This window comes from Brevundimonas sp. M1A4_2e (assembly GCF_053345555.1).
In genome coordinates, this window is record NZ_JBKFAI010000003.1 from 161,613 (window position 1) to 187,476 (window position 25,864).

Below are 25,864 nucleotides of genomic sequence, written 5' to 3' on the forward strand. Positions count from 1 at the left end.
AAGGCGCGGCTTTTACGCCAAGAGCCGCGCAGAGGCAAGAAGAGTCCGCGCTGGCCTTGTCACGCCCGGGCCGAACGACGGCGCACGGCGCGCCCGGCGTTGATCGCCATGGCCGCTGCGGGAAGGGTCAGAGCGGCGCCGACCAGGAAGGGCCAGTCCGGCCCGACCGCCGAATACAGCACCCCGGCGACGATGGGGCCGACGATCCGGGCCATCGAGCCCGCCGCCATGTTCAGCCCCAGCATGGCGCCTTGCCGGTCCGGCGGCGACGAGCGGCTGATCAGAGCCGAGATGTTGGGCATGGCCAGCGACATGCCGCAGGCGCCGATCCCCATGATGACCGGAATGATCCAGCCGGCGACCAGCGGGAGGCTGAACAGGCCCAGGTCGATCCGCCCCGCCGGGAACCAGGCGACCGGCGCGGCCACCTGAAGCACCAACGACAGGCCGAACAGCAGCATCCCGGCCGCCAGCACCCGCGCCTCGCCGAAGCGCCGCGCCAGCCGCCCGGCCACCAGTCCCTGGTTCACCGCCGAGATCAGCCCCACGATCATGAAGCTGAGCCCCACCTCGCGCGCCGTCCAGGCGTAGCGCTGCTCGGCCCACAGGCCGAAGGCGGCCTCCATCGCCGAAAAGCCCGCCAGATAGATCAGGCTGACCACCAGGACGCGCGAGATCACCTCATCGGTGCGGGCGAAGCTGACGCCCGACAGGAATGCCGGACGCGGCGCCGCCGGATCCGTCCGCGTGCGGCTCTCGCGCAGGAAGAACATCACGCCCAGCGCCGCCAGCACGGCAGCGCCCGAGGCGGCGAAGATCGGCAGTTGATAGCCGACATGGCCCATCTGCGGCTGGACCAGCAGGCCGCCCAGGCCTGGCCCGACGATGAAGCCCAGACCAAAGGCGGCGCCGATCATCCCCATGCGTCCGGCCCGGCGCTCGGGCGGGGTGACATCGGCGATATAACCCTGGACCGTCGAGATATTGCCCGCGCCCAGCCCAGTGAACAGCCGCACCAGGATCGCCGCCCAGATGGTCGGCGCAAACGCCAGCAACAGATAGCCCAGGGCGTTGGCCGCCAAGGTGACCAGCAGCACCGGCTTGCGCCCGATGCGGTCCGACAGCCGCCCCCAGAAGGGCTCGGCGAAGAACTGACCCAGGGAATAGGCCGAGAACATCAGGGTGATCTGCCACGGCTCGGCCTGCAGGCTCTGCGCGAAGAACGGCAGCAGCGGCACCACCAGGCCGAACCCGACCAGATTGATGAAGACCACCGCGAACAGAACCGCCAGGGTCGGAGCGCCCCCGCCGGGAGCCTTGATCGTGTGGGCCGTCATTCGTGTTTTTCCCGCCGGATAGTAAGACGCCCCGGCCGCAAGGCCGGGGCGTCCATAGTCTTGTCGTTCAGTGCGCGATCAGCGCGGCGCCAGGATCATGATCATTTGGCGGCCTTCCATCTTGGGATGGAACTCGACCTTGGCCTCTTCCTCGAAATCGGCCTGGACCTTGTGCATCAGCTTCATGCCCAGTTCGGGGTGGGCCATTTCGCGGCCCCGGAAGCGGATGGTCACCTTGACCTTGTCGCCGTCGTCGAAGAAGCGATGCATGGCCTTGGCCTTCACATCGTAATCGTGGCTGTCGATGTTCGGGCGGAGCTTGATTTCCTTCAGCTCGACGACCTTCTGACGCTTGCGCGCCTCAGCCTTCTTTTTCTGTTCTTGGAAACGATGCTTGCCGTAGTCGAGAATCTTGCACACCGGCGTTTCGGCGTTGGCGACGATCTGAACCAGGTCCAGGCCAGCCTCTTCGGCGGCCTCAAGCGCGGCGGACAAAGGCATGACGCCCTGTTTTTCCCCATTCTGGTCGATGAGCAGAACGCGGGCGGCGCGGATATCCTGGTTGATGGGCGGCCCGTCCTTTACGGGCGGCGCTTGCATGGGACGGCGAATGGGCGTCGTTTCCTTATGTGATCAGAAGATAGGCGAAATGAGCGGACGAAGGCGGACGGCGCCAGGCGCCATTCTCTTCGAGCGCCGCGAATATGGCGATAGAAGGCCCGGATTTCAAGGCTTCTCGGGGTTAAACCCGTTCGCGACATAGGCGTCGTGCAGCGCCAGCACCCCATCGAACACATGATCGACGCTCAGGTCCTCGATCGGGGCGAACTGGCCGCGCGTCTCGTTCGAGGCCACGGTGCGCGTCTTCGGCCCCCACGGTCCATAGAGCCACCACTCGGTCGGACCGAACAGGCCCAGCGTCGGCCGCCCCAGCGCCGCAGAGACATGCATCAGGCCGCTGTCGTTGCCGACAAACAGGGTCGCGCGGTCGATGGCGGCGGCCGAGCACAGGATGTCGCCCTTGCCCACGCAGTTGATGCCGCGCGGTCCCGCCGCCTCCAGCGCCGGGGTGGCGGGCGGTCGGTCGCCGGGGCCGCCGACCGGCATGAAGCGCCAACCGTCAAAGCGCGGCTCGGCCTTCAGCTTCTCCACCAGCTGGCCCCAGCGCTCGGCGGGCCACGACTTGCCGGGCTGGTGCGCGATGGGGGCGAGCGCGATGATCGGGCCGGGACCGGCGCCGCCTGCCAGCTGCGGGTCGATGACGGCGGCGGCCTCGGCCCGCGCCTGATCGTCGAGGAAGATTTCCGGGTCCAGCGGCGTGGACGAGCCCATCAGGGCCGACACCATCTCGACCTTGCGCAGGCCGGTCTCCCAGCGGCGGGTGTAGACGATGCGGCGCTTGGCCGGGATCAGATAGGCGAGCGCCGAGCCGCGGATGTCCACGACCATGTCCCACTGCGTGCCGCGCACCTGTTTCCACAGATCGAGCCAGTGTCCGGCGGCCTTCTTCTTGTCGAGGATGATGACGCGCTCGACGTTCGGGGCCGAACGGAAGAAGGGCGCGGGCGGCCGGCCGCAGGCGACGGTGATCTGAACCCCCGGCAGCTGGCGCGCGATCTCGCGGATCACGCCCGAGGAGATGACGCAGTCGCCGATCCGGTTGGAGCTGACGAACAGGGCTTTGGGAGCAGACAAGCGGGCGCCTCGCGGCCTCTGTGAACAATCGTCGTCTCTGCTAAAGCCATTCCGCGAGGAATGACAGTCCGAGGAGTTTCCATGTCCGACTTCGACACGCTGGCCCGCCCCGACGGCGAGACCCTGGCCTATAAGGCGGTCACGGGCGACGGCCCGACGGTCATCTGGATCGGCGGCTTCCGCTCGGACATGGAGGGAACCAAGGCCCTGGCGCTGGACGCCGCCGCCCGCGAGCGCGGCTGGAACTACGTCCGCTACGACCACTTCGCCCACGGCGCATCAAGCGGCGACTGGAAACAGGCCACCATCGGCCGCTGGCGCGAGGACGCGATCGCCCTGATCGACAGTCTTGAGGGGCCGGTGATCCCGGTCGGCTCGTCCATGGGCGGCTGGGTGGCGCTGTTGGCGACGCTGGCGAGGCCGCAGCGGGTCAAGGGGGTGGTGCTGGTCAACCCGGCGCAGGACTTCACCGAAAAGCTGATGTGGCCGGGGCTGGCCGACCACGAACGCCAGGCCATCCTGCGCGACGGCGAGACGGTCATCACAGAAGAAGGCCTCGGCTCCTACGTCCTGACCCGGCGGATGTTCGAGGAGGCCCGCGACTGGCTGCTGCTGGACGGGCGCATCGACATCACCGCCCCGGTGCACGTGCTGCAGGGCCGCGCCGACGACGTCGTGCCATGGCGCCGTCAGGTCGAGCTGGCCGAACGCCTCAGCGGCGGCGACCTGCGGCTCGACCTCATCGAAGGCGGCGACCACCGCCTGTCGAGCCCGGCGGAGCTGGAGCGGTTGGTCGACGCGGTGGAGGCGATGCGGGGCTGATTTCCTCCCCATGCAATGGGGAGGGGGACCGCGTAGCGGTGGAGGGGCCTCAGCCAGCAGAACCAAGCGGCCCCTCCGTCTCGGCGGCTACGCCGCCGATCCACCTCCCCACGACGTGGGGAGGAGAAGCTCAGGCCGTCACAGAATAAACCGGCTGAGATCCACGTTCTTGGCCAGGTCGCCGACCTTTTCGCGCACCTTGTCGCCGTCGAAGGTCAGGGTCTGGCCGGACAGGTCGGAGGCCTTGAAGCTGGTCTCTTCCAGCACCCGCTCCATCACCGTCTGAAGACGGCGCGCGCCGATGTTCTCGACGGTGGAGTTGGCGGCTACGGCGGCGTCGGCCATGGCCTCCACGGCATCGTCGGTGAAGACCAGCTCGACCCCTTCGGTCGCCAGCAGGGCCTGGTTCTGACGGATCAGATTGGCCTCGGGCTCGGTCAGGATGCGCTTGAAGTCGTCGCGGGTCAGGGCCTTCAGCTCGACCCGGATCGGCAGACGGCCCTGAAGCTCCGGCAGCAGGTCCGACGGCTTGGCGACGTGGAAGGCGCCCGAGGCGATGAACAGCACATGGTCGGTCTTCACCGGCCCGTATTTGGTCGAGACGGTCGTGCCCTCGATCAGGGGCAGCAGGTCGCGCTGCACCCCTTCGCGCGACACGTCGGCGCCGCCGCCGCGATCCTGACGCGCGGCGACCTTGTCGATCTCGTCCAGGAAGACGATGCCTTCGTTCTCGGCCAGCAAGAGCGCTTCCTTGGTCAGGCTTTCCTGATCCAGCAGCTTGTCGCTCTCCTCGGTGACCAGCGGGGCCAGGGCGTCCTTGACGGTCAGCTTGACCGTCTTGGTGCGGCCGCCGCCCATCTTGCCCAGCATCTCCGACAGGTTCAGCAGGCCGACGTTGCCGCCGCCCGGCACGTCCAACCCCTGCAGCGGCGAGGCGGTGTCGGCCAATGCGATCTCGATTTCCTTGTCGTCCAGTTCCCCCGCGCGCAGCTTCTTGCGGAAGGCCTCGCGCGTGGCGGGCTGCGAACCGGGCCCGACCAGAGCGTCGAGGATGCGCTCCTCAGCCAGCCCCTCGGCCCTGGCCTTGACGCCCGAGCGGCGCTTGTCGCGCACCATGACCAGCGCGCTTTCGACCAGATCGCGCATGATCTGATCGACGTCGCGGCCGACATAGCCGACCTCGGTGAACTTGGTCGCCTCGACCTTGAGGAAGGGCGAGCCGGCCAGCCGCGCCAGACGCCGGGCGATCTCGGTCTTGCCCACGCCCGTCGGGCCGATCATCAGGATGTTCTTGGGCGTGACCTCGTCACGCAGGTCGTCGGGCACGCGCTTGCGGCGCCAGCGGTTGCGCAGCGCCACGGCCACGGCGCGCTTGGCGTCGTCCTGACCGACGATGAAGCGGTCCAGTTCAGAGACGATTTCGCGGGGAGAAAGGTCGGTCATGGTTCAGACGGTCCAGAAATACGCACATCAGGCGCTCAAGCAGCAAGCCGCCGCGCGGCGAGCGATAGCGCCCTACAGACTTTCAATGGTCAGATTGCCGTTGGTGTAGACGCAGATGTCGGCGGCGATCTTCATGGCCTTGCGGGCGATCTGCTCGGCGTCCAGCTCGCTGTTCTCGTCGATCAGGGCGCGGGCGGCGGCCAACGCATAGTTGCCGCCCGAGCCGACGGCGGCCACGCCGTATTCCGGCTCCAGCACGTCGCCGACGCCGGTGACGGTGAGTATCTGGGATTTGTCGGCGACCAGCAGCATGGCCTCCAGCCGGCGCAGATAGCGGTCGGTGCGCCAGTCCTTGGCCAGCTCGACGCAGGCTCGCGCCAGCTGGTCCGGATACTGCTCCAGTTTGGCCTCCAGACGCTCGATCAGGGTCAGGGCGTCGGCCGTGGCCCCGGCGAAGCCCGCCAGCACCTTGCCGTTCGCCAAAGTCCGCACCTTGCGCGCCGCGCCCTTGACGATGGTCGGTCCCATCGAGACCTGGCCGTCGCCGGCGATGACGGTGCGGCCGTTCTTGCGCACCGCCAAGATGGTGGTGCCGTGCCAGTCGGGAAAGTTCGAAGCGGTCGTGTTCATGGCGGGTCAGATGGCGAGGAACCGGCGTCGCCGCAAGACGGCCCGGCGCCGCAGAGAACCGCTCGCCATGCTCATGGCTCCGCTTGCCTCTGGCGCGCCCGCGTGACAGGAGCCCCTCCCCGCACGCGATCACCTGAGTCCGTCTTGCCCCTGCACCGCGCCATCTACGTCAGCGACGCCGTCGGCGACGCCGCGACGAGCCTGCTGGTTCTCGCCGAAATTCTCGGCGCCTCGATCAGAAACAATCGCCGGGACCGCGTCACGGGGGTGCTGATGCGCCACGACGGCCGCTTCCTTCAGGCCATCGAAGGACGCCGCGCCGATGTGGACCGGCTGATGGACCGGCTGCGCGCCGACCCGCGCCATGAGAACATCCGCCTGCTGTCGGACCAGAACACCACGGTGCGCCTGTTCGAGGAGTGGCCGATGACGCTGGTGGAGATGCCTCGTCCCGTCTGGCCGCACATGAGCCGCCCCTCCCTGGATCAGTTGAGCGCGGCCCAGGCCGAAGCCTTGCTGGTCACGGCGTCGCAGGTCCTGGCGCTTCCCGCCTGACGCATCGGCCGGACTGCGCTAGACAGTCCGGCGTGACCCAGCCTTCCGCCCCCGCCGCCCCGGTTCGCTTTTCCGACGAAGAGGTCGAGCGTTACGCCCGCCAGCTGGTGCTGTCCGAGATCGGCGGCCCCGGCCAGCAGGCGCTGAAGCGCGCCCGCGTGCTGATCGTCGGCATGGGCGGGGTGGGCAACCCGGCCGCCCTCTATCTGGCCGCCGCCGGCGTGGGAACCCTGGGCCTGATCGACGACGATACGGTGGCCCTGTCGAACCTGCAGCGCCAGATCGCCTTCACTGCCGACGACCCCGACCGCGCCAAGGTCGAGGCGGGCGCCGAACGCCTCAACGCCCTGAACCCGCACGTCACGGTCCGGACCTTCAATCAGCGCGTCACGCCCGACAGCGCGGCGGTCCTGATGCAGGACTTCGACCTGGCGCTGGACGGGACCGACGATTTCGAGACGCGTCTGGCCGTCAACGCCGCCTGCGTGGCCGCGGGCAAGCCGCTGGTGTCGGGCGCCCTGGGCCGCTGGTCGGGGCAGGTGTCGGTGTTCGAGGGACGTCCCTGCTATCAGTGCCTGGTGTCCGAGGTTCCGCCCGACGCGGAGACCTGCGCCCGCGTCGGCGTGGTCGGCGCCCTGGCGGGCGTCATCGGGGCGATGGCGGCGCTGGAGGCGATCAAGCTGATCACCGGGGCGGGCGAACCGCTGACCGGCCGCCTGATGCTCTATGACGGGCTGGCCGGAACCAGCCGGGTGGCGAAGATCGCCGCCGACCCCGCCTGCCCGGTGTGCGGGTCAGGTCACGCCTAAACACTGGTCCTGAGCGAATATCTGAGTTGAGTTGGACCTGCGTCCAACTCAACCGATTTCGCTCTAGAGCATCGCCGGAATGACCCGATCCGGCGGGCGGTGGCCGTTCTGATAGGTCATGATGTTGGCGATGACGCGGTCGCCCATGTCCTGGCGCGCCTCGATGGTGGCCGAGCCCAGGTGAGGCAGCAGCACCACGTTCGGACGGCCGATCAGCCCGGGGTGGACCTTCGGCTCCTGCTCGAACACGTCCAGACCGACGCCGAACAGGGCGCGGCGGTCCAGCGCCTGGACCAGGGCCGCCTCGTCGATCAGTTCGCCGCGCGCGGTGTTGACCACGATGGCGTGCGGCTGAAGCCGGGCCAGGCGCTCGGCCGACAGCAGGTGATGCGTCTCCTTCGTCGCCGGGCAGTTCAGCGAGATGACGTCCATCCGCGCCAGCATCTGGTCCAGATCGTCCCACCAGGTGGCGCCCAGCTCTTCGGCGATCATGTCGGGGACGGGTTTGCGGTTGTGATAGTGGACCTGCATGCCGAAGGCCTTGGCCCGGCGGGCCAGGGCCTGACCGATGCGGCCCATGCCGACGATGCCCAGACGCTTGCCCCACAGTTTGCGGCCGCACATCCAGGTCGGGCTCCAGCCCTCGAAGCGCCCGGCCTCGACGACGGCGGCGCCCTCGACGATGCGGCGGCTCACCGCCAGGATCAGACTCATGCCCAGATCGGCCGTGTCCTCGGTCAGGACGCCGGGCGTGTTAGTGACGATGATCCCGCGCCCGACGGCGGCGTCGATGTCGATATGGTCCACGCCCGCGCCGAAGTTGGCGATCATCTTCAGCTGCTCGCCCGCGCCTGCGATCAGTTCGGCGTCCAGCTGGTCGGTGATGGTCGGCGCCAGCACCTCGGCCCGCTGCAGGGCGGCGGCCAGTTCGTCGCGCGACATCGGCCGGTCGGTCAGGTTCAGCTCGGCGTCGAAAAGTTCGCGCATCCGCGTCTCAACGGCGTCCGGCAGGCGTCTGGTTAATACGACCTTAAGCTTGCGAGCGGACATAGGGGACCTGGGTTTTCCACGGGCGGCGCCCGTTCGGAACGGGTCGATATTCGGTGTCTAGCAAAGCTGCGGTCAGGAACAAAAGGGCGCCTCGCGTCGCGGCCCTCGCCGCTGTCCTGACGACCGGCGTTCTGCTGTCGGCGGGCGCCACCATGCCGGACGGCCGCCCCACCCCGACCGGGCTGGAGGTGCCGCGCTGGGTGACGCTGAAATCCTCGCAGGTGCGGGCGCGTCAGGGACCGGGCCTGGATTACCGCATTCTGTGGGAATACCGCGCCGCCGGCCTGCCGGTGCAGGTGATCGCCGAGACGCGCGAGTGGCGAAAGATCTGCGATCCCGACGGCTCCGTGGCCTGGATCCACCGCACCGTCGCCTCGGGCCGCCGGAGCGTGTTCAACCGCTCGGACGAGCCTGTGCCCATCCGATCTAGCCGGTCGGAAACCGCCTCGGTCCGCGCCCTGCTGTCGCCGCACGCCCTGGTGTCGCTGGACGAGTGCGAGGACGGCTGGTGCCGCGTGCGGGCGCGCAAGCTGCGCGGGTGGGTGCAGCAAAGAGCCGTCTTCGGCGCCCAGGAACGCGCCCTGTGCAACGCCGCCCGCCCCGCCGGAACCGGCCGCGCCTCCTGATCCCCATATCGACGGCACGGTTGAGCGCGGCCTTCGGGTCGTGTAACCCGCCAGCAACACCTTTCGGAGCTGATCAATCTTGAGCCAGTCGTCGCAATATCCGTCGTCGTTCGATCACGAAGGCCTGCTGGCCTCGGGCCGGGGCGAACTGTTCGGTCCGGGCAACGCCCAGCTGCCGGCGCCGCCGATGCTGATGTTCGACCGCATCAAGACCATCACCGCCGACGGCGGCGACTACGGCAAGGGCTATGTCGAGGCCGAACTCGACATCAACCCGGACCTCTGGTTCTTCCAGTGCCACTTCATCGGCGATCCGGTCATGCCGGGCTGCCTGGGCCTGGACGCCATGTGGCAGCTGGTCGGCTTCTACCTGGGCTGGATCGGCGGCCCCGGCAAGGGTCGGGCGCTGGGCGTCGGCGAGGTGAAGTTCACCGGTCAGGTGACCCCCGACATCAAGAAGGTGGTCTATAAGGTCCACCTGAAGCGCGTCATCAACCGTAAGCTGGTCATGGGCATCGCCGACGGCGTGCTCGAAGCGGACGGCGAGGTCATCTATACTTGCGCCGATATGCGCGTCGGCCTGTTCGGCGGCGCGGCTTCGGTGGAACCGAGCGCCGCCTGACCCCACTTGATGGACAGCCGCGGCCCACGCGGCGTCCGCAGACTTTGTAGGATTGGAAACACCATGCGGCGTGTCGTCGTCACCGGACTGGGCATCGTCTCCTCCATCGGCACCGGCCAAGACGAGGTCGCGGCCTCGCTGCGCAACGCCAAGTCGGGCGTCCAGCACGCCGCCGACCACGCCAAATACGGCTTCCGCTCCCAGGTCTGGGCGCCGCCCGCCCTGGGTCATACGGCTGAGGACTGGGCGCCGCTGGTCGACCGCCGCGCCGCCCGTTTCCTGGCCAACGGGACGGCCTGGGCGCACATCGCCTTTGAAGAAGCCCTGAAGGACAGCGGCCTGAGCGCCGACGAGATCAAGGACGAGCGCATCGGCCTGATCGTCGGCGAGGGCGGCCCCTCGACCCAGGTCATCCTGCAGGCGGCCCAGACGACCGTCGAAAAGGGCTCGCCCAAGCGCGTCGGCCCGTTCGCCGTGCCCAAGGCGATGGCGTCCGGCCCCTCGGCCGTGCTGGCCACCTGGTTCGAGCTGAAGGGCATCAACTATTCGATCAGCTCGGCCTGCGCGACCAGCGCCCACTGCATCGGCGCGGCCGCCGAGCAGATCGCCTGGGGCAAGCAGGACGTGGTCTTCGCCGGCGGCTGCGAGGATATCGACTGGTCGATGTCGAACATGTTCGACGCCATGGGCGCCATGTCCTCCAACTTCAACGACACCCCGGACAAGGCCAGCCGCGCCTATGACACGACCCGCGACGGCTTCGTCATCGCCGGCGGCGCCGGCATCGTCGTGCTGGAAGAATACGAACGCGCCGTGGCGCGCGGCGCGACCATCTACGCCGAAGTCACCGGCTACGGCGCCAACTCGGACGGCTACGACATGGTGGCCCCCTCGGGCGAAGGCGCCGAGCGCTGCATGAAGATCGCGCTGGAAATGGCCGGCAATCCGAAGATCGACTATCTGAACCCGCACGGCACATCCACGCCGGTCGGCGACAGCAAGGAGATGGGCGCGGTGCGCAACGTCTTCGGCGACGACCTGCCGATGATTTCCTCGACCAAGTCGCTGACGGGCCACTCCCTGGGCGCAGCGGGCGCGCAGGAGGCCATCTACTGCCTGCTGATGATGAAGCACGGCTTTGCGGCCGAGAGCGCCCACATCGAAACCCTGGACCCTGAGTTCGAGGGCATGCCGATCCTGCGCCAGCGCCACGACGGCGAGCTGAAGCACGTCATGTCCAACAGCTTCGGCTTCGGGGGGACCAACGCCTCGCTGATCCTGTCCAAGGTCTGATTTTCACCGATCGGAAAAATCTGAAGCGACACGAAAACGCCCCCATTCGGTCCTTCGTCCGCCCGGAAGGGCGCTCACAAAAGCAGCATCGGCCCGTCGGAGCCTGGAGAAGTCCCGGATCCTGAACAGCCCCCCCAGCCCCCCGGATTTTTCCGCGTAAAGGGCCTCGGCGGGTCGATGCTTCCTCCAAGCGACGCCCGCGCCTGCCTCCCCTCCCCCTCCCGGCAGCGCGGGCGTTTTGCTGTCTGCTTCCCTCAGCGCACAAGACTTCGCCCGCGCGAGGGTCACGCGGGCGACGCCGTAGAGCTTCTAACGGCGCCGATCAGGCCGGAAGGTCGATCTCGACGCGTTCGTTTTCGCGCAGGACGATGATCGGCACGACCGCCTCGCCTGCGGCCTGAAGGCGCTGGGCCAAATCCTTCATGTCGGCGATCTCGACGCCGTTCGCCTGGACCACCACATCGCCGGCCTGGAACCCCGCCGCCGCGGCGGACGACCCCGCCTCGACCACGGCGATCTGGGCCCCCCGGCCTGACGTGGGATTGCGCAGGGTCAGGCCGCGGGCGATGGCGGCCTGCGCCCCCAAACGCACAGCGGCTGGATCAGACGGCTCGACCGTCAGCTGGGTTGAGGCCTCGCGGCCGTCGCGCAGATAGACGACGGGCATCTGAGTGCCGGCCTGAGCGATGCCGACCGTGGCCTGAACCGACCCGGCGTTGGCCACGGGGCGGCCCTGGATGCGGGTGAGCACGTCCCCCGGCTTCAGCCCCGCCTGCTCGCCCGAGGAGCCCGGCTCGACATCATAGACCACGGCGCCGCGCACGATGTTGAGCCCGATCTCGCGCGCGCGCTCGGCCGTCAACGAGCCCAGGCCCAGACCGACGCGGCCGCGCTTGACCTCGCCCGAGGCGCGCAGCTGGTCGACCACGAACATCATGATGCGCGTCGGCACGGCGAAGGCGATGCCGTCGTTGCCGCTGCCGAAGCCGCCCGACAGGATGGCGGTGTTGATGCCGATCAGCCGTCCCCGGCTGTCCAGCAGCGGGCCGCCCGAATTGCCCGAGTTCACCGCCGCATCGGTCTGGATATAGTCTTCGATGGCGTCGCCCATGCCCGAGCGGTTCAGACCCGAGATGACGCCCATCGTCAGGGTCTGGTCCAACCCCAGCGGATAGCCGACGGCGAACGCCAAGTCGCCGCTGCGCAGGGTGTCGGAGTCCACCGTCGTCACCTGCGACAGGCCCGGGGCGTCGATCTTCAGCACGGCGATGTCGGTGGCCTTGTCGGCGCCGATCAGGGTGGCGTCGAACAAGCGCCCGTCGATCAGGTCGACCGTGAATTTCTGGCCATTCTCGATGACGTGGTGGTTGGTGACGATGATGCCTTCGCGCGCGTCGATGATGACGCCCGATCCGCCCTGGGAGGGCTTGGGGTTGCGCGCCGAACTGGGACCGCGCGACTGGCCCAGGGTCGTCACCTGCACCACGGCGGGCAGGCTTTCCTCCAGCCCTGCGGCGAAGGTGAAGACGCCGCGCCGGGCGTCATAGGGCATGGCGGCGACCGGCGACTGCACCGCCGCGCCGGCGGCCGTCATGGGCGCCGCCTGGGCCATACCGAAGATCGCCAGGGCGGCGCCGGCCAGCAGGCTGTGTTTGGTCATTCCGATTTCCTTCACGCGCCGACCGCCTTGGACCGACAGACTGCCGAGGACCGCCGCCCCGCAGGCGAGACAAACGCGCGACGACGGCAAAAGATCGGCCGGCCGCGCGTTTTCTGCAACGCTTGGATCAGAAGGCGGCTTCGCCGGTGATAGCGCGGCCCAGGATGAGGGCGTGGACGTCGTGCGCCCCTTCATAGGTGTTGACCGTCTCCAGGTTCATGGCGTGGCGCATGACGTGCAGCTCGCCGGTGATCCCGGCCCCGCCGTGCATGTCGCGGGCCTCGCGGGCGACGGCCAGGGCCTTGCCGCAGTTGTTGCGCTTCATCAGGCTGATGGCCTCGGGAACCCAGGCGCCCGTGTCCAGCAGGCGGCCGAGCGCATAGGCGCCCTCGAAGCCGAGGAAGATCTCGGTCTGCATGTCGGCCAGCTTCTTCTGCACCAGTTGGCGCGCCGACAGCGGGCGGCCGAACAGGGTGCGCTCGGCGACATAGTCGCGGCTGGCGTGGAAGCAGAACTCGGCGGCGCCCATCGCGCCCCAGGCGATGCCGAAACGCGCCTTGTTCAGGCAGGAGAACGGCCCGCGCAGACCCTGTACGCCCGGCAGGATGTTGGCTTCCGGCACGAAGACGTCGTTCAGGCCGATGTCGCCGGTGATCGAGGCGCGCAAGGACAGCTTGTCGCCGATCTTGCCCGTGGTGAAGCCGTCGAAGTCGCGCTCGACGATGAAGCCCCTGATGGTCCCGTCTAGCTTGGCCCAGACGATGGCCAGGTCGCTGATCGGGCTGTTGGTGATCCAGTATTTGCCGCCGTTCAGGCGATAGCCGCCGTCGACCGCGACCGCCGTGGTCTTCATCGAGGCCGGGTCGGACCCGCCGTCGGCCTCGGTCAGGCCGAAGCAGCCGACCAACTCCCCCGCCGCCATCTTGGGCAGGAACTTGGCCTTCTGCTCGTCCGAGCCGAAGGCGTAGATCGGATACATGGCCAGCGACGACTGCACGCTCATGGCCGAACGGTAGCCGCTGTCGATCGCCTCGACCTCGCGCGCGATCAGGCCATAGGCGACGTGCGACGCTTCGGAACCGCCGTATTGCTCGGGCAGCATGGCGCCCAGGAAGCCCATCTCGCCCATCTCGGTCATAATGGCGCGGTCGAAGACCTCATCGCGGAAGGCGGCGACCACGCGCGGCAGCAGGGCCTCGCGCGCATAGGACCGGGCGGCGTCCTGGACCATCCGCTCTTCGTCGGTCAGACGCCCCGTCAGATCGAAGGGATCATCCCAGCGGAACGTCTGGCCCGAAGATTTCTGGGCGGAAGGGGTGGTGCCGTCGGCCATGTGTCGTCCTCTTGAGCCTGAAAAGGAAGATTCGTCCGCGCCCGCCTCACGCGGGGTTGAAGCGGCGTGACGAAGCGCCCTCTATTCCTTGCGCGGGTTTAGGCCAGAATGCGGCGGCCGGGTAGAGGGACCGGCGCGAACACGCTAGGCTGGCTGCATGTCGAACGCTTTCAATCGTCTGTTCCGCGATCACCCGCGTGAGGTCAACGAGACCTATTTCGAGCATATGGCCGCCTCGTCGCGCTTCGGCTTCAAGCTGCTGCGTCTGGCCGGCTGCGCCTTCATCCACGCCGTCGTGCCGGGCCGTCACAAGACCACGGTGTCCGACGCCATTCGCGGCATGGCCCATGACATGGGCGGCCGCGCCGCCGAGGCCCGCGAATGCCGGATGCGCGACGCGGGCGTCTGGGACGTCGGCCTCTAGGCGTTCAGGGTTGCGACCACCCACAGGGCCAGGCTCAGCAGCGCTGCCGCCGCCAGGATCGCCAGCCCAGTCCACTGAAAGGCGCTGAACCGGCGCGGCAGGCTTGTGCCGACAAAGCCTGCGCCCGACGCGAACGCCAACAGGGCCAAGCCGCGCGACGCCGCACGGACGGTCGCTTCGGGCGCGTTCAGGTCATCGCCCTCCTCCGTGGCGAACTCTCCGGCCCGCGCGCGTTTCAGCAGGTCGCGCGCCTGATCGGCCTGATCCGCCCGCCCCATCAGGCGGATGCCCAGCGCGCGCTGCATCAACGGGTCGACCGTGGTCTGGAACCGCTCGGTCACGGACACCTCGATGTCGTGCGCCGACAGGAAGGCCGCCGCCAGATCGGCCTCGTAAACATCTTGAAAGCGGGCGATCTCGACCAGGCTCATGGCGTCAGCCTAGCACGCCGGCGCCGCCCGCAAATGAAAACGGCGGGACCCGAAGATCCCGCCGTCGTCACTCGTTCGCGTCGCGCCGACCTTACAGGTCCAGCAGGGCGCGCGCCGGGTCTTCCAGCAGTTCCTTGATGCGGACCAGGAAGGTCACGGCTTCCTTGCCGTCGACGATGCGGTGATCGTAGCTGAGGGCCAGGTACATCATCGGACGGATCTTAACCTCGCCGTTGATGGCCATCGGACGCTGCACGATGTTGTGCATGCCCAGGATGCCCGACTGCGGCGTGTTCAAGATCGGCGTCGACATCAGCGAGCCATAGGTGCCGCCGTTGGTGATGGTGAAGGTGCCGCCTTGCATCTGATCCATGGTCAGGGCGCCGTCACGGGCGGCCTTGCCCAGGGCGGCGATGCCCTTCTCGATGCCGGCCAGCGACAGGACGTCGGCGTCGCGCAGGACCGGAACCACCAGGCCCTTGTCGGTGCCGACGGCGATGCCGATGTCGTAGTGGTTCTTGTAGATGATGTCCGCGCCGTCGATCTCGGCGTTGACGGCCGGGATTTCGTGCAGGGCTTGCACCACCGCCTTGGTGAAGAAGGACATGAAGCCCAGCTTCACGCCGTGGCGCTTCTCGAACACTTCCTTGTATTGGGCGCGCAGGGCCATGACGTTGGTCATGTCCACCTCGTTGAAGGTGGTCAGCTGGGCGGCCGTGTTCTGGGATTCCTTCAGGCGACGGGCGATGGTCTGACGCAGGCGCGTCATCTTCACCCGCTCTTCGCGCGGCTGGTCGGCGCGCGGAGCGGCCGGAGCCGCAGCAGCCTTGGGCGCAGCCGGGGCGGCGGCGCCGATGGCGGCGATAGCGTCGGCCTTGGTGATGTTGCCCTTCGGACCCGAGGCCGACAGCGAGGCCGGGTTCAGGTTGTTCTCGGAAACCACGCGCTGGACGGCGGGCGACAGGTGCGCCGAGGCCTTGTCCTGGCCTTGGACCTGGGCCGAACCCGTGTTGGCCGGGGCGGCGGCCGCAGCCGGAGCGGCCGCAGCAGCAGCGCCAGAGGCGGCGACCGAACCGATCACCTGACCCGGGGTCACGGTGGCGCCGTCGGCGGCGGTGATGGTCAAGACGCCGGCGGCCGGGGCCGAGACTTCCACGGCCACCTTATCGGTCTCAATCTCGACCAGCAGTTCGTCCTTGGCGACGGTGTCGCCCGACTTCTTCAGCCAGGTTCCGATCGAGCCTTCGGCGACGCTTTCGCCCATCGTCGGCACGGCGATGTCGACGCCAGCGCCGCCCGAAGCAGCCGGAGCGGCGGCGGGCGCCGCAGCAGCAGCCGGAGCCGAAGCGGCGGCTGCGCCGCCTTCGGTCACAGCGCCGAGCACCGTGCCGGGGACGACGGTGTCGCCTTCATCAGCGTTGATCGCCGACAGCACGCCGTCGGCGGGGGCGACGACTTCCAGCGAGACCTTGTCGGTTTCCAGCTCGACCAGGACCTCGTCCTTCTTGACGGCGTCGCCGACCTTCTTGGTCCACTTGGCGATGGAGGCTTCGGCGACGGATTCACCGAGGGCGGGGGTGAGGATATCGGCCATCTTCAGTGTCTTTTCGTGTCTGAACTTAACGTGTTTCTTAGGTCAGGCGCGGCGGTCAGGCCATGGCCTCGGCGAGGAAGGTCTCGAGTTCCTTCAGGTGTCGGCTCATCAGGCCCGCAGCGGTCGAGGCCGAGGCCGGACGACCGACGTAGCGCGCGCGCTTGGCCTTCACGTCCAGCTTCTCAAGCGTCAGCTCGAGCCAAGGATCGACGAAGGTCCAGCCGCCCATGTTCTTCGGCTCTTCCTGGCACCAGACGAGGTCGGCGTTGGGAAAGCGCGCCAGTTCCGCCGAGATCGACTTGATCGGCCACGGATAGAACTGTTCCAGACGCAGGATGTAGATGTCGTCGCGACCGGCCTTCTCGCGCGCGTCCAGCAGGTCGTAATAGACCTTGCCCGAGCAGACGATGACCTTGCGGATGTCCTTGTCGGCCTTCAGCGTCACGCCCGCCACGTCCGGACGCAGCTGGGCGTCGTCGCGCAGCACGCGGTGGAAGGACGAACCCTCGGCCATGTCGGCCAGGGTCGAGACGGCCTTCTTGTGACGCAGCAGCGACTTGGGCGTCATCAGGATCAGCGGCTTGCGGAACGAGCGGTGCAGCTGGCGACGCAGGATGTGGAAGTAGTTGGCCGGCGTCGTGCAATTGGCGACCTGCATGTTGTTCTCGGCGCACTGCTGCAGGAAGCGCTCAAGACGCGCCGAGGAGTGCTCGGGGCCCTGGCCCTCATAGCCGTGCGGCAGAAGCATCACCAGGCCGCTCATGCGCAGCCACTTGCGCTCGCCCGAGGAGATGAACTGGTCGATCACCACCTGGGCGCCGTTCACGAAGTCGCCGAACTGGCCTTCCCACATGGTCAGGGTGTTCGGGTCGGCCAGCGAATAGCCGTACTCGAAGCCCAGCACCGCTTCTTCCGACAGGGCCGAGTCGATGACCTCGAAATGGGCCTGGCCCTCGCGCAGGTTGTTCAGCGGGAAGTAGCGCTGCTCGGTCGTCTGGTCGGTGATGCCCGAGTGGCGCTGCGAGAAGGTGCCGCGCACCGAGTCCTGGCCCGACAGGCGGATGTTGTAGCCCTCGTCCAGCAGGCTGGCGAAGGCCAGGCTCTCGGCCGTGGCCCAGTCGATGTTCTCGCCGGCCGACACCGTCTCGCGACGGGTCTCGATGACGCGCTTCAGCGTCTTGTGCACGTCGACGCTGTTCGGAATGGTGGTCAGGCGGTGGCCGTAGTCGCGCAGCTTGTCCGCCGCGACCGCGGTCTTGCCGCGTTGCTGCTGGTCGTCGCCGGCGTCGACGCCCAGGCCCTTCCACTCGCCGTCCAGCCAGTCGGCCTTCTTGGCCTCGAAGGTCTTGCCGGCGTCGAACTCGGCGTCGAGGAAGGCTTCGAAGCGGGCGATCTCGGCGTCGACCTCGGCCTGGGTGATGACGCCCTCGGCGATCAGGCGCTTGGCGTAGATCTCCAGCGTCGAGGGCTGGTTCTTGATCTTGGCGTACATCAGCGGCTGGGTGAAGGTCGGGTCGTCGCCTTCGTTGTGGCCGAAGCGGCGGTAGCAGAACATGTCCACCACCACGTCCTTGTGGAACTTCTGGCGGTATTCGGTGGCCACCTTGGCGGCGAAGACGACCGCTTCGGGGTCGTCGCCGTTGACGTGGAAGATCGGCGCCTGAACCATCAGGGCCACATCCGACGGATAGGGCGAAGAGCGCGAGTTGCGCGGCGCCGTCGTAAAGCCGATCTGGTTGTTGATGACGAAGTGCAGGGTGCCGCCGGTGCGGTAGCCCTTCAGCCCCATCAGGGCGAAGCATTCAGCGACCACGCCCTGGCCGGCGAAGGCGGCGTCGCCGTGGATCAGCAGAGGCGCGACCTTGGAGCGGTCCAGCACCCATTCGGCGTCCGGCTTGCCCAGGTTGACCTCGGCCTCGCGAATGTCGAACGCCTGCTTGGCGCGCGACTTGCCCAGGACGACCGGGTTGACGATCTCGAGGTGCGAGGGGTTGGCGGTCAGCGACAGGTGGACGCTGTGGCCGTCGAACTCACGGTCCGACGAGGCGCCCATGTGGTATTTGACGTCGCCCGAGCCTTCGATGTCCGAGGGGACGGAAGAACCGCCCTGGAACTCGTGGAAGATGGCCTTGTAGGGCTTGCCCATGACCGCGGCCAGAACGTTCAGGCGGCCGCGGTGCGCCATGCCGAGCACGATCTCGTCGACGCCCAGGGCGCCGCCGCGCTTGATCACCTGCTCCAGCGCCGGGACCATGGCTTCGCCGCCGTCCAGACCGAAGCGCTTGGTGCCGGGGAAGCGTTTGTGCAGGAAGCGTTCGAAGCCCTCGGCCTCGACCAGCTTCTTGAAGATGGCCAGCTTGCCTTCCTTGGTGAAGGCGTTCTGGGCGTATTTGTCCGGGCCCTCGATGCGCTGTTGCAGCCAGGCTTTTTCTTCCGGTTCGGCGATGTGCATGAACTGCACGCCGATATTGCCGCAGTAGGTGCGGCGCAGCAGCTCGATCACCTGGCGCAGCGAGCCGGTCTCCAGACCCAGCACGCCGTCGAGATAGATCGGACGGTCCATGTCGGCTTCGGTGAAGCCATAGAATTCAGGCGTCAGCTCCGGGTTCTGAACCGGCGGCTCAATGCCCAGCGGGTCCAGGTTCGCCTGCAGGTGGCCGTTCACGCGATAAGAGCGGATCAGCATCAGGGCGCGGATGGAGTCGTGGGCGGCCGCGCGCACATCGGCGGCCGAAACACCGGCGCCGGCTGCAGCCGGAGCCGGGCGCGCGCCGGGCTTGCCGGCGGCCTTGGGATCGGCCTTGGGGGCGGGCCAGCGACCATCGAACACGGCGGTCTCTTCGGTCGGCTCGGTCGCGCCCGAACGGCCCCAGGAGCCGGCGGCGGCCGACTGCTTCACCAGGTCGGCGTTGTCCTTCAACTGATCGAAGAAGGCGCGCCATTCCCCCGATACCGAGCCGGGGTCCGAGGCCCATTTTTCGTGCAGGTCCTCAATGAAGGCCGCGTTCGCGCCATAGAGGAAGGAGGTCTCGGCAAAGACCTGGTTCAGCCGACCCGCATCGTCCGCCATTTTTCTTTCAATCGTCCCTTTACAACCGCCCGCGCACAGCCGCGCGGAGAGCAGCGCCGTTCATATAGGCCCTGTTTCCTTACTGGTCATGACCGAAGGGAGGCGGAGCGGGTGGAATTTGGTCGATTCCGCAAGAAAAAACGCCTCCGGACGATTCCGGAGGCGTTACAAAAGGTCACACGGCGCGAAAAACGTCCCCGAAACGCGGATCGACTAGACTTTCGTCCAATCCGCCCCGCTTAGCGCCAAACCCACCTTGAGTGAATCCGGCGCTCAAGCAACGAGCGACCGCGTCGCGAGCGTTAGCGTCGCGCCTCCAAGGAGGCGCTGCTGAAGGGTTTAACCCTTCAGCACTTCAACCAAGGTCGTGCCCAGACGCGCGGGCGACGGCGAGACGCGGATGCCCGCAGCCTCCATCGCGGCGATCTTGGATTCCGCATCGCCCTTGCCGCCCGAGACGACAGCGCCGGCGTGGCCCATGGTGCGGCCCTTGGGCGCCGTGCGGCCCGCGATGAAGCCGGCCATCGGCTTCTTGCGGCCCTTCTTGGCTTCGTCGATCAGGAACTGGGCGGCGTCTTCTTCGGCCGCGCCGCCGATTTCGCCGATCATGATGATGGACTCGGTGGCGTCGTCAGCCAGGAACATTTCCAGCACGTCGATGAACTCGGTGCCCTTGACCGGGTCGCCGCCGATGCCGACGGCCGTGGTCTGGCCCAGGCCTTCGTTGGTGGTCTGGAACACGGCTTCATAGGTCAGCGTGCCCGAGCGCGAGACGATGCCGACGTTGCCCTTCTTGAAGATCGAGCCCGGCATGATGCCGATCTTGCACTCTTCCGGGGTCAGGACGCCGGGGCAGTTCGGGCCCAGCAGGCGCGAGTTGGAGCGGTCCAGGCGGGCCTTGACGCGAACCATGTCCTGCACCGGGATGCCCTCGGTGATGCAGGTGATGAAGGGGATCTCGGCCTCGATGGCTTCGATAATGGCGTCGGCCGCGCCTGCCGGCGGGACGTAGATCACCGAGGCGTCGGCGCCGGTGCGCTCCTTGCCTTCGGCGACCGAAGCGAAGATCGGCAGGCTTTCGCCGTGCGAACCGGTCCAGGTCTGGCCGCCCTTGGCCGGATGGATGCCGCCGACCATTTGCGTGCCGTAGTAGGCCAGGGCCTGTTCGGTGTGGAAGCTGCCGGTCTTGCCGGTCAGGCCCTGGACCAGGATCTTGGTGTTCTTGTTAACGAGGATGGACATGTGTCTGTGCTCTGAAATCTGTGTGTCTGCGAGGCGGTCGTCGTTAAGGCCGAGCCTTAGGCGATCGCCGCGACGATCTTCTGGGCGGCGTCGTCCAGGTCATCGGCGGCCGTGATGGCCAGACCCGACTCGTTCAGGATCTTCTTACCCAGCTCGACGTTCGTGCCTTCCAGACGCACGACCAGCGGCACCTTCAGGCCCACTTCCTTCACCGCGGCGACGACGCCTTCAGCGATGACGTCGCACTTCATGATGCCGCCGAAGATGTTGACCAGGATGCCTTCGACCTTGGGGTCGGCGGTGATGATCTTGAAGGCCGCTGCGACCTTCTCCTTCGAGGCGCCGCCGCCGACGTCGCAGAAGTTGGCGGGTTCCTTGCCGTACAGCTTGATGATGTCCATCGTCGCCATGGCCAGACCGGCGCCGTTGACCATGCAGCCGATGTTGCCGTCCAGAGCCACATAGGCGAGGTCCCACTTGGAGGCCTCGATCTCCTTGGCGTCTTCCTCGGTCTCATCGCGCAGGGCGCGGATGTCTTCGTGGCGGTACAGGGCGTTGCCGTCGAACGAGACCTTGGCGTCCAGAACGCGCAGGCGCCCGTTCTCCATGACGATCAGCGGGTTGATCTCGAGCATGTCCATGTCCTTCTCGACGAAGGCCTTGTACAGGATCGGGAACAGCGACTTGCCGTCTTCGGCGGCGTCGCCCGTCAGCTCCAGCGCGGCGTTGATGGCGGCGATGTTCTCGGCGGTCACGCCGGCTTCCGGGTTGATGGCGATGGTGTGGATCTTCTCGGGCGTGGCGTGGGCCACTTCCTCGATGTCCATGCCGCCTTCGGTCGAGACGACGAAGGCGGTTTGACCGACCGAGCGGTCGACCAGCAGCGAGCAGTACAGCTCACGGGCGATGTCGGCGCCGTCTTCGATGTACAGGCGGTTGACCTGCTTGCCGGCCTCGCCCGTCTGGGCGGTCACCAGGGTGTTGCCCAGCATTTCCTTGGCGTGGGCGACGGCTTCCTCGATCGAGAAGGCCAGACGCACGCCGCCCTTGGCGTCGGCGCCCAGTTCCTTGAACTTGCCCTTGCCGCGGCCGCCGGCGTGGATCTGCGACTTCACGACATAAAGCGGGCCAGGCAGTTGCTTGGCGGCGGCTTCGGCCTGGTCGGCCGAGGTGATGGCGACGCCGTCCGCAACCGGGGCGCCGTAGCCCTTGAGGACCTGCTTGGCCTGATACTCGTGAATGTTCATGTTGGACCCGCGCCGTTCTGAGGGAGGTTTGTGGAAACTTTGGCCGCGCTTATAGGCGTCGCGCCTTCGCCAGCGCAACCGCCTGTCTGTTTATGGCCTCACAAGGATTTTCTAATGCCGGGCGGCGGCCCCGCGCCGCCCCCGCCCAGACTGTTTTTCAGGCGGTCAGTCGACCCAGTCGTTCTTCAGCGTCCGCGAGGCGCAGATGAACAGGGCCGAGGACAGCAGGTAGAAGCCCATGCCGGTATAGATGGCCCAGCGCAGGCTCTCCTCCCCGAAGGTCGGACGCAGCAGGTCGCTCATCCAGCCGAAATAATAGATGCCGACGGCGATCCCCAGCAGGTTGTTGATCAGCAGGAACAGGGCCGAGGCCGTGGTCCGCATCGACGGCCCGCCCAGATGCTGCACCGCCGCCGTGATCGGCCCCAGCCACACCAGGTTCAGCCCCGTGGGGATCAGGAAGATCGCGAAGGCCAGAGCCAGGGAGGCGAAGCCGTTGGGGTCCGAGCCCGGCATGACGGCGCCGACCACCGCGCCTGAGTTCATCGCCAGGATGAAACAGGGCACCGAGATCAGGAAGGCGATCGCCGGCGTCAGCGGATAGGCCGACTTGGACTTCTTGCCCAGGCGATCCGCCATCGACCCGCCCAGCCAGATGCCCGCCACCCCGCCGACCAGGACGATGGCCGAGTAATACCAGGCGGTCTGCGACAGGCTCAGACCGAAGCTGCGCATGAAGAAGCTGGGCAGCCAGGCGGCGACGCCGTAGCCGCACACCGACGAGGCCGCCGCGCCGAACGACAGCAGCCAGAAGCTGGGCTTGGGCGCCAGGGTGCGCACCACCTGCATGAAGGGCGGCGCCTTGGGCGCCTCGACGGGCGCTGCAGTCGGCGCAGAGGGCTCCACGTCCAGGCCGCCGCGCTTGGGATCCTTGACCGTCAGCCGCAGCACCGGGGCCACCAGCACGCCCAGAATCCCGACGACGATGAAGGCGGTGCGCCAGCCGTAGGTGGCCGCCAGCAGGCCGCCCACGAGCGTGCCCGCCGCCATGCCCAGCGGAATGCCGAAAGCGTAGGCCGCCAAGGCCCGCGCCCGCTGCGATTTGGGAAAATAGTCCGAAATCAGGGAATAGGCCGGAGCCACCCCGCCCGCCTCGCCGATGCCCACGCCCATCCGGCACAGGAACAGAGAGCCGAAGCCGCCCGCCACGCCGCACAGGGCGGTGAAGCCGGACCAGATGGTCAGGGCGCCGGTCATGATCCACACCCGGCTGAAGCGGTCCGCCAGCCAGGCGATGGGGATCGCCAGGGTCGAATACAGCAGGGCGAAAGCCAGGCCGCCCAGCAGGCCGAACTGAGTGTCGCTGAGGTTGAACTCCGCCTTCAGCGGCGCGGCCAGGATGCCGATGATCTGCCGGTCCAGGAAGTTCAGCATATAGATGAGGATCAGGATCCCCAACACATAGTAGCGATAGCCCGGCGAAGCGGCGCGGGCGTCGACCGCCGCTGCTTCGGCCTTGGCCGCTCCGATCTCACTCATGGACGTTCCCCGACTGGTTTGCTGTCCCGCGACGGTAACGGCCTGGCCGCCCCGCGCCATGGAAAAAAGAAGGGCGGCGGCTCCAGCGAACCGCCGCCCGTGATCAGATGATCAGGCGTTCAGGAGAAAAAACCCGATCAGAACTTGTACTGCAGCGACGCCGTGACGGTGCGCGGCGGGCCGTAGTAGCCGATCAGGGAGTCGTTGTAGGCCGCGCCCGCGAAGTTGTAGGCGCCGACGCGGTATTCCTCATCGGTCAGGTTCTTGCCGTGCAGGCCGACGGTCCACTTGTTGCTGGGGTCCGTCCACACGACCGACAGGTCCACCAGGGCGAAGGCGTCCTGGTCCAGCACCGGGTTGGGGAACTCGAACTGGCTGTAGTCATCGCGGTAGCTGACCGAGGGCGTCACCGCCAGCGAGCCGCCGGCCACTTCGCCGAGCCACGTCAGGCCGAAGTAGCCGGTCCACTTGGGCGCATTCTGCAGCACGACCAGGTCGGAGATATCCTCGTACTTCTGGGTGGTCAGGTTGTAGCGCAGGAACTGCTCGAACTTGGAGTCCAGGTAGCCGACGGCGAAGTTGGCCGTCAGGCTGTCGGTCAGGATCAGAGAGCCTTCGACTTCAACCCCGTAGAACTTGGACGAACCGACGTTGTCGACGAAGCTGGCGATGCCGCCCACGGCCGGAACCTGGGTGGTGACCTGCTGGTCCTGGTACTCGTTGTAGAAGACGGCCGAGGCGAAGCTCAGGCGACGGTCGAAGGCCGAACCCTTCAGGCCGATTTCATACGAGTCGACCGTTTCCGGCTGGTAGCCGTTGACCGTGTTCGGCGTCAGGATGGCGTCGCCGCGCATATCGAAGCCGCCCGACTTATAGCCCTTGGAATAGGAGGCGTAGCCGGTGATGCGGTCCGAGAAGTCGTAGGACAGCGAGGCCTTGGGCGTGAACTGATCGAAGCTGTTCGAGCGCGTGTAGTCGGTGCGCAGCAGGATCGGGGCGCGCGCCGCGCCGCCCAGCAGCGGGCTGCGGGTCGCGCCCAGATAGTTGGCGCGGAACACGTGGCCGGTCTTGTCGTCGACCGTATAGCGTGCGCCCAGGCCCAGGTGCAGACGATCGGTCAGGTCCAGGTTGATGTCGGTGAACAGCGCGATGCTGGTCGTCTTCACGTAGCCGGCCGTGCCGATGACGATGCCGAAGTTCTGGGCGATGGTATCGAAGGCGCCCGAGGCGGTGCCGTCCAGGTAGAAGATCCCCGCCACGCCCTGGATGCGGTCGGTGCTGAACAGCGCCTGGAATTCCTGGGTGAACTGGTGGTCGCCGTAGATGGCCGGCACGTCCAGCGTCGGCGCCGGCGTGTTGTCGAAGTCGATCAGGGTGTCGGTGTCGCCCGAGCGATAGGCGGTGATCGACTTGACCGTCCACACGTCGTTGAGGTCGACCTGAGCCGTCAGCGAGACGCCTTCAGTGGTGACCTTGTTGCGGTCGCCCAGGCCAGCGTAGGTGTCATAGACGCTGCCCGGAACGCCGGCGCCGGGGCCGACCCCGGCCTTCTCGCGGTGGCCGTGACGCGGGTTCGAGCGGTCCTCGACGCGATCATAGGCCAGGCGGAAGAAGGTGTTGTCGGTGGGCTGGAACTCGACGCTGACGCGGCCGGCCAGGACATCCTTGTCGTAGTGCTCGGCGCCCGTGTTCAGGTTCTCGCCGTAGCCGTCGCGGTTGTAGCTGGCGACGGCGCCGCCGATGCGCAGCTTGTCGGTCACCGGCATCGAGCCCTGGGCCAGCAGATCGATCTGGTTGTAGCTGCCGTAAGCGCCGCGCAGCGTCAGCTCCGGCGCGTCAGGGTCCAGACGCGACGTGACGTATTTGATGGCGCCGCCGACCGTGTTGCGGCCGTACAGCGACCCCTGCGGCCCGCGCAGGACCTCGATGCGCTCGATATCGAAAATGTCCAGCACGGCGCCTTGCGGGCGCGCCACATAGACGTCGTCGACATACAGGCCCACGCCGGGCTCGAAGCCCCACAGCGGGTCTTGCTGGCCGATGCCGCGAATGAAGGAAATCAGGGTCGAGTTGGACCCGCGCGCCACCTGAACGGTCGCGTTGGGCGTCTGCTGCTGCAGGGCGGTGATGTCCGAAGCGCCGGTCTGCTCCAGGCGCTCGGCGCTCATGGCCGACACCGACACCGGCACGTCCTTCAGCGCTTCGTCACGGCGGCGCGCGCTGACGATGATGTCGTCGACAGTCGAGGCCTGCGCCTCCATGGCCGGAGCCTGTTGCGCCTGCGCGGCCGAAGCCATCACGCCGAAGGCGGCGCCCGCCAGAAGGGCGGTTTTCACGAGTCTGTTCATTTCAATCCCAATCATGTTTCCGGCCCGATCGACGCTTTTATTCAGCGTTCAATGATTTTCAGCATAGGTGACCGGGTTTCGGCCGACTGTCAAA

At 67.4% G+C, this 25,864-nt stretch carries 22 protein-coding genes; 7 read left to right on the forward strand and 15 right to left on the reverse strand.

From position 1 onward, the window contains the following. Positions 1-59: 59 nt before the first annotated feature. From ACLBV5_RS07735 to ACLBV5_RS07745, 3 genes are all read right to left on the reverse strand, one after another. Complete coding sequence (locus ACLBV5_RS07735) at positions 60-1,337, reverse strand: MFS transporter (RefSeq protein ID WP_447605316.1); 1,278 nt, start codon at positions 1,335-1,337, stop codon at positions 60-62. Between the two features lie 78 nt (positions 1,338-1,415). Next, the gene (gene infC / locus ACLBV5_RS07740; protein WP_025976291.1) at positions 1,416-1,937 is read right to left on the reverse strand and encodes a translation initiation factor IF-3; all 522 of its coding nucleotides are present in this window, start codon (positions 1,935-1,937) and stop codon (positions 1,416-1,418) included. 126 nt (positions 1,938-2,063) lie between these two features. Continuing rightward, positions 2,064-3,032, reverse strand: coding sequence for a glycosyltransferase family 9 protein (locus ACLBV5_RS07745; RefSeq protein ID WP_447605317.1), 969 nt, complete (start codon positions 3,030-3,032; stop codon positions 2,064-2,066). 81 nt (positions 3,033-3,113) lie between these two features. On the opposite strand from ACLBV5_RS07745, the gene ACLBV5_RS07750 reads away from it, so the two are divergent. After that, positions 3,114-3,854, forward strand: coding sequence for an alpha/beta fold hydrolase (locus ACLBV5_RS07750; protein WP_447605318.1), 741 nt, complete (start codon positions 3,114-3,116; stop codon positions 3,852-3,854). 138 nt (positions 3,855-3,992) lie between these two features. Here ACLBV5_RS07750 and hslU read toward each other — a convergent pair whose 3' ends face one another. Together hslU and hslV are read right to left on the reverse strand one after the other, a co-directional pair. Further along, positions 3,993-5,297 (reverse strand): ATP-dependent protease ATPase subunit HslU, encoded by a 1,305-nt coding sequence (gene hslU, locus ACLBV5_RS07755; protein ID WP_134581854.1) that lies wholly within the window; start codon positions 5,295-5,297, stop codon positions 3,993-3,995. Between the two features lie 72 nt (positions 5,298-5,369). Beyond that, positions 5,370-5,927, reverse strand: a complete 558-nt coding sequence (gene hslV, locus ACLBV5_RS07760) for an ATP-dependent protease subunit HslV (RefSeq protein WP_025976295.1) — start codon at positions 5,925-5,927, stop codon at positions 5,370-5,372. A gap of 144 nt (positions 5,928-6,071) precedes the next feature. Between hslV and ACLBV5_RS07765 the strand changes: the two genes are divergently transcribed. Continuing rightward, positions 6,072-6,482, forward strand: coding sequence for a BLUF domain-containing protein (locus ACLBV5_RS07765; RefSeq protein ID WP_244093241.1), 411 nt, complete (start codon positions 6,072-6,074; stop codon positions 6,480-6,482). Between the two features lie 32 nt (positions 6,483-6,514). Beyond that, a complete protein-coding gene (locus ACLBV5_RS07770; protein WP_025976297.1) occupies positions 6,515-7,291 on the forward strand; it encodes a HesA/MoeB/ThiF family protein in 777 nt (258 codons plus the stop codon). A gap of 63 nt (positions 7,292-7,354) precedes the next feature. On the opposite strand, the gene ACLBV5_RS07775 is transcribed toward ACLBV5_RS07770, so the two are convergent. After that, positions 7,355-8,341: a D-glycerate dehydrogenase gene (locus ACLBV5_RS07775; RefSeq protein ID WP_313633976.1), complete on the reverse strand. Its 987-nt coding sequence runs from the start codon at positions 8,339-8,341 to the stop codon at positions 7,355-7,357. A 53-nt stretch (positions 8,342-8,394) separates the two neighbouring features. On the opposite strand from ACLBV5_RS07775, the gene ACLBV5_RS07780 reads away from it, so the two are divergent. From ACLBV5_RS07780 to fabB, 3 genes are all read left to right on the forward strand, one after another. Then, the gene (locus ACLBV5_RS07780) at positions 8,395-8,967 is read left to right on the forward strand and encodes an SH3 domain-containing protein (protein WP_447605319.1); all 573 of its coding nucleotides are present in this window, start codon (positions 8,395-8,397) and stop codon (positions 8,965-8,967) included. Between the two features lie 79 nt (positions 8,968-9,046). Further along, positions 9,047-9,589 (forward strand): 3-hydroxyacyl-[acyl-carrier-protein] dehydratase FabA, encoded by a 543-nt coding sequence (fabA, locus tag ACLBV5_RS07785; protein ID WP_447605320.1) that lies wholly within the window; start codon positions 9,047-9,049, stop codon positions 9,587-9,589. 63 nt (positions 9,590-9,652) lie between these two features. Continuing rightward, positions 9,653-10,882 (forward strand): beta-ketoacyl-ACP synthase I, encoded by a 1,230-nt coding sequence (gene fabB, locus ACLBV5_RS07790; RefSeq protein WP_134581860.1) that lies wholly within the window; start codon positions 9,653-9,655, stop codon positions 10,880-10,882. 322 nt (positions 10,883-11,204) lie between these two features. On the opposite strand, the gene ACLBV5_RS07795 is transcribed toward fabB, so the two are convergent. Next, positions 11,205-12,542, reverse strand: coding sequence for a trypsin-like peptidase domain-containing protein (locus ACLBV5_RS07795; RefSeq protein ID WP_447605321.1), 1,338 nt, complete (start codon positions 12,540-12,542; stop codon positions 11,205-11,207). Between the two features lie 127 nt (positions 12,543-12,669). Next, positions 12,670-13,875 carry an acyl-CoA dehydrogenase gene (locus ACLBV5_RS07800; RefSeq protein WP_447605322.1) on the reverse strand — a complete coding sequence of 402 codons (1,206 nt, stop codon included), beginning with the start codon at positions 13,873-13,875 and terminating at the stop codon, positions 12,670-12,672. Positions 13,876-14,032: 157 nt separating this feature from the next. Here ACLBV5_RS07800 and ACLBV5_RS07805 point away from each other — a divergent pair, with 157 nt between their 5' ends. Continuing rightward, the gene (locus tag ACLBV5_RS07805; RefSeq protein ID WP_025976304.1) at positions 14,033-14,299 is read left to right on the forward strand and encodes a DUF6356 family protein; all 267 of its coding nucleotides are present in this window, start codon (positions 14,033-14,035) and stop codon (positions 14,297-14,299) included. Here ACLBV5_RS07805 and ACLBV5_RS07810 read toward each other — a convergent pair. The 7 genes from ACLBV5_RS07810 to ACLBV5_RS07840 all read right to left on the reverse strand — a co-directional run bounded on the left by ACLBV5_RS07810 (position 14,296) and on the right by ACLBV5_RS07840 (position 25,770). Beyond that, on the reverse strand, positions 14,296-14,730 hold the full coding sequence (locus ACLBV5_RS07810) for a hypothetical protein (protein ID WP_025976305.1): 435 nt from the start codon (positions 14,728-14,730) through the stop codon (positions 14,296-14,298). The genes ACLBV5_RS07805 and ACLBV5_RS07810 overlap by 4 nt on opposite strands. Before the next feature lie 91 nt (positions 14,731-14,821). After that, positions 14,822-16,324, reverse strand: a complete 1,503-nt coding sequence (gene odhB / locus ACLBV5_RS07815) for a 2-oxoglutarate dehydrogenase complex dihydrolipoyllysine-residue succinyltransferase (protein WP_447605323.1) — start codon at positions 16,322-16,324, stop codon at positions 14,822-14,824. A 55-nt stretch (positions 16,325-16,379) separates the two neighbouring features. Further along, positions 16,380-19,394, reverse strand: a complete 3,015-nt coding sequence (locus ACLBV5_RS07820; protein ID WP_392354591.1) for a 2-oxoglutarate dehydrogenase E1 component — start codon at positions 19,392-19,394, stop codon at positions 16,380-16,382. Between the two features lie 339 nt (positions 19,395-19,733). After that, positions 19,734-20,636, reverse strand: coding sequence for a succinate--CoA ligase subunit alpha (gene sucD, locus ACLBV5_RS07825; protein ID WP_024354482.1), 903 nt, complete (start codon positions 20,634-20,636; stop codon positions 19,734-19,736). 56 nt (positions 20,637-20,692) lie between these two features. Continuing rightward, positions 20,693-21,883, reverse strand: coding sequence for an ADP-forming succinate--CoA ligase subunit beta (sucC, locus tag ACLBV5_RS07830; RefSeq protein WP_134581866.1), 1,191 nt, complete (start codon positions 21,881-21,883; stop codon positions 20,693-20,695). A 165-nt stretch (positions 21,884-22,048) separates the two neighbouring features. Next, a complete protein-coding gene (locus tag ACLBV5_RS07835) occupies positions 22,049-23,422 on the reverse strand; it encodes a spinster family MFS transporter (RefSeq protein ID WP_278070041.1) in 1,374 nt (457 codons plus the stop codon). Positions 23,423-23,559: 137 nt separating this feature from the next. After that, positions 23,560-25,770, reverse strand: a complete 2,211-nt coding sequence (locus ACLBV5_RS07840) for a TonB-dependent receptor (protein ID WP_447605324.1) — start codon at positions 25,768-25,770, stop codon at positions 23,560-23,562. Between the last annotated feature and the right edge of the window lie 94 nt (positions 25,771-25,864).

Bases quoted from the DNA above. Each gene is read 5' to 3' on its own strand.
- ACLBV5_RS07795 (WP_447605321.1), bottom strand. From the start codon at position 12,542: ATGACCAAACACAGCCTGCTGGCCGGCGCCGCCCTGGCGATCTTCGGT.
- ACLBV5_RS07840 (WP_447605324.1), bottom strand. From the start codon at position 25,770: ATGAACAGACTCGTGAAAACCGCCCTTCTGGCGGGCGCCGCCTTCGGC.
- ACLBV5_RS07800 (WP_447605322.1), bottom strand. From the start codon at position 13,875: ATGGCCGACGGCACCACCCCTTCCGCCCAGAAATCTTCGGGCCAGACG.
- sucC (WP_134581866.1), bottom strand. From the start codon at position 21,883: ATGAACATTCACGAGTATCAGGCCAAGCAGGTCCTCAAGGGCTACGGC.
- hslV (WP_025976295.1), bottom strand. From the start codon at position 5,927: ATGAACACGACCGCTTCGAACTTTCCCGACTGGCACGGCACCACCATC.
- fabB (WP_134581860.1), top strand. From the start codon at position 9,653: ATGCGGCGTGTCGTCGTCACCGGACTGGGCATCGTCTCCTCCATCGGC.
- ACLBV5_RS07805 (WP_025976304.1), top strand. From the start codon at position 14,033: ATGTCGAACGCTTTCAATCGTCTGTTCCGCGATCACCCGCGTGAGGTC.
- sucD (WP_024354482.1), bottom strand. From the start codon at position 20,636: ATGTCCATCCTCGTTAACAAGAACACCAAGATCCTGGTCCAGGGCCTG.
- ACLBV5_RS07735 (WP_447605316.1), bottom strand. From the start codon at position 1,337: ATGACGGCCCACACGATCAAGGCTCCCGGCGGGGGCGCTCCGACCCTG.
- ACLBV5_RS07835 (WP_278070041.1), bottom strand. From the start codon at position 23,422: ATGAGTGAGATCGGAGCGGCCAAGGCCGAAGCAGCGGCGGTCGACGCC.
- hslU (WP_134581854.1), bottom strand. From the start codon at position 5,297: ATGACCGACCTTTCTCCCCGCGAAATCGTCTCTGAACTGGACCGCTTC.
- ACLBV5_RS07750 (WP_447605318.1), top strand. From the start codon at position 3,114: ATGTCCGACTTCGACACGCTGGCCCGCCCCGACGGCGAGACCCTGGCC.
- infC (WP_025976291.1), bottom strand. From the start codon at position 1,937: ATGCAAGCGCCGCCCGTAAAGGACGGGCCGCCCATCAACCAGGATATC.
- ACLBV5_RS07810 (WP_025976305.1), bottom strand. From the start codon at position 14,730: ATGAGCCTGGTCGAGATCGCCCGCTTTCAAGATGTTTACGAGGCCGAT.
- ACLBV5_RS07775 (WP_313633976.1), bottom strand. From the start codon at position 8,341: ATGTCCGCTCGCAAGCTTAAGGTCGTATTAACCAGACGCCTGCCGGAC.
- odhB (WP_447605323.1), bottom strand. From the start codon at position 16,324: ATGGCCGATATCCTCACCCCCGCCCTCGGTGAATCCGTCGCCGAAGCC.
- ACLBV5_RS07820 (WP_392354591.1), bottom strand. From the start codon at position 19,394: ATGGCGGACGATGCGGGTCGGCTGAACCAGGTCTTTGCCGAGACCTCC.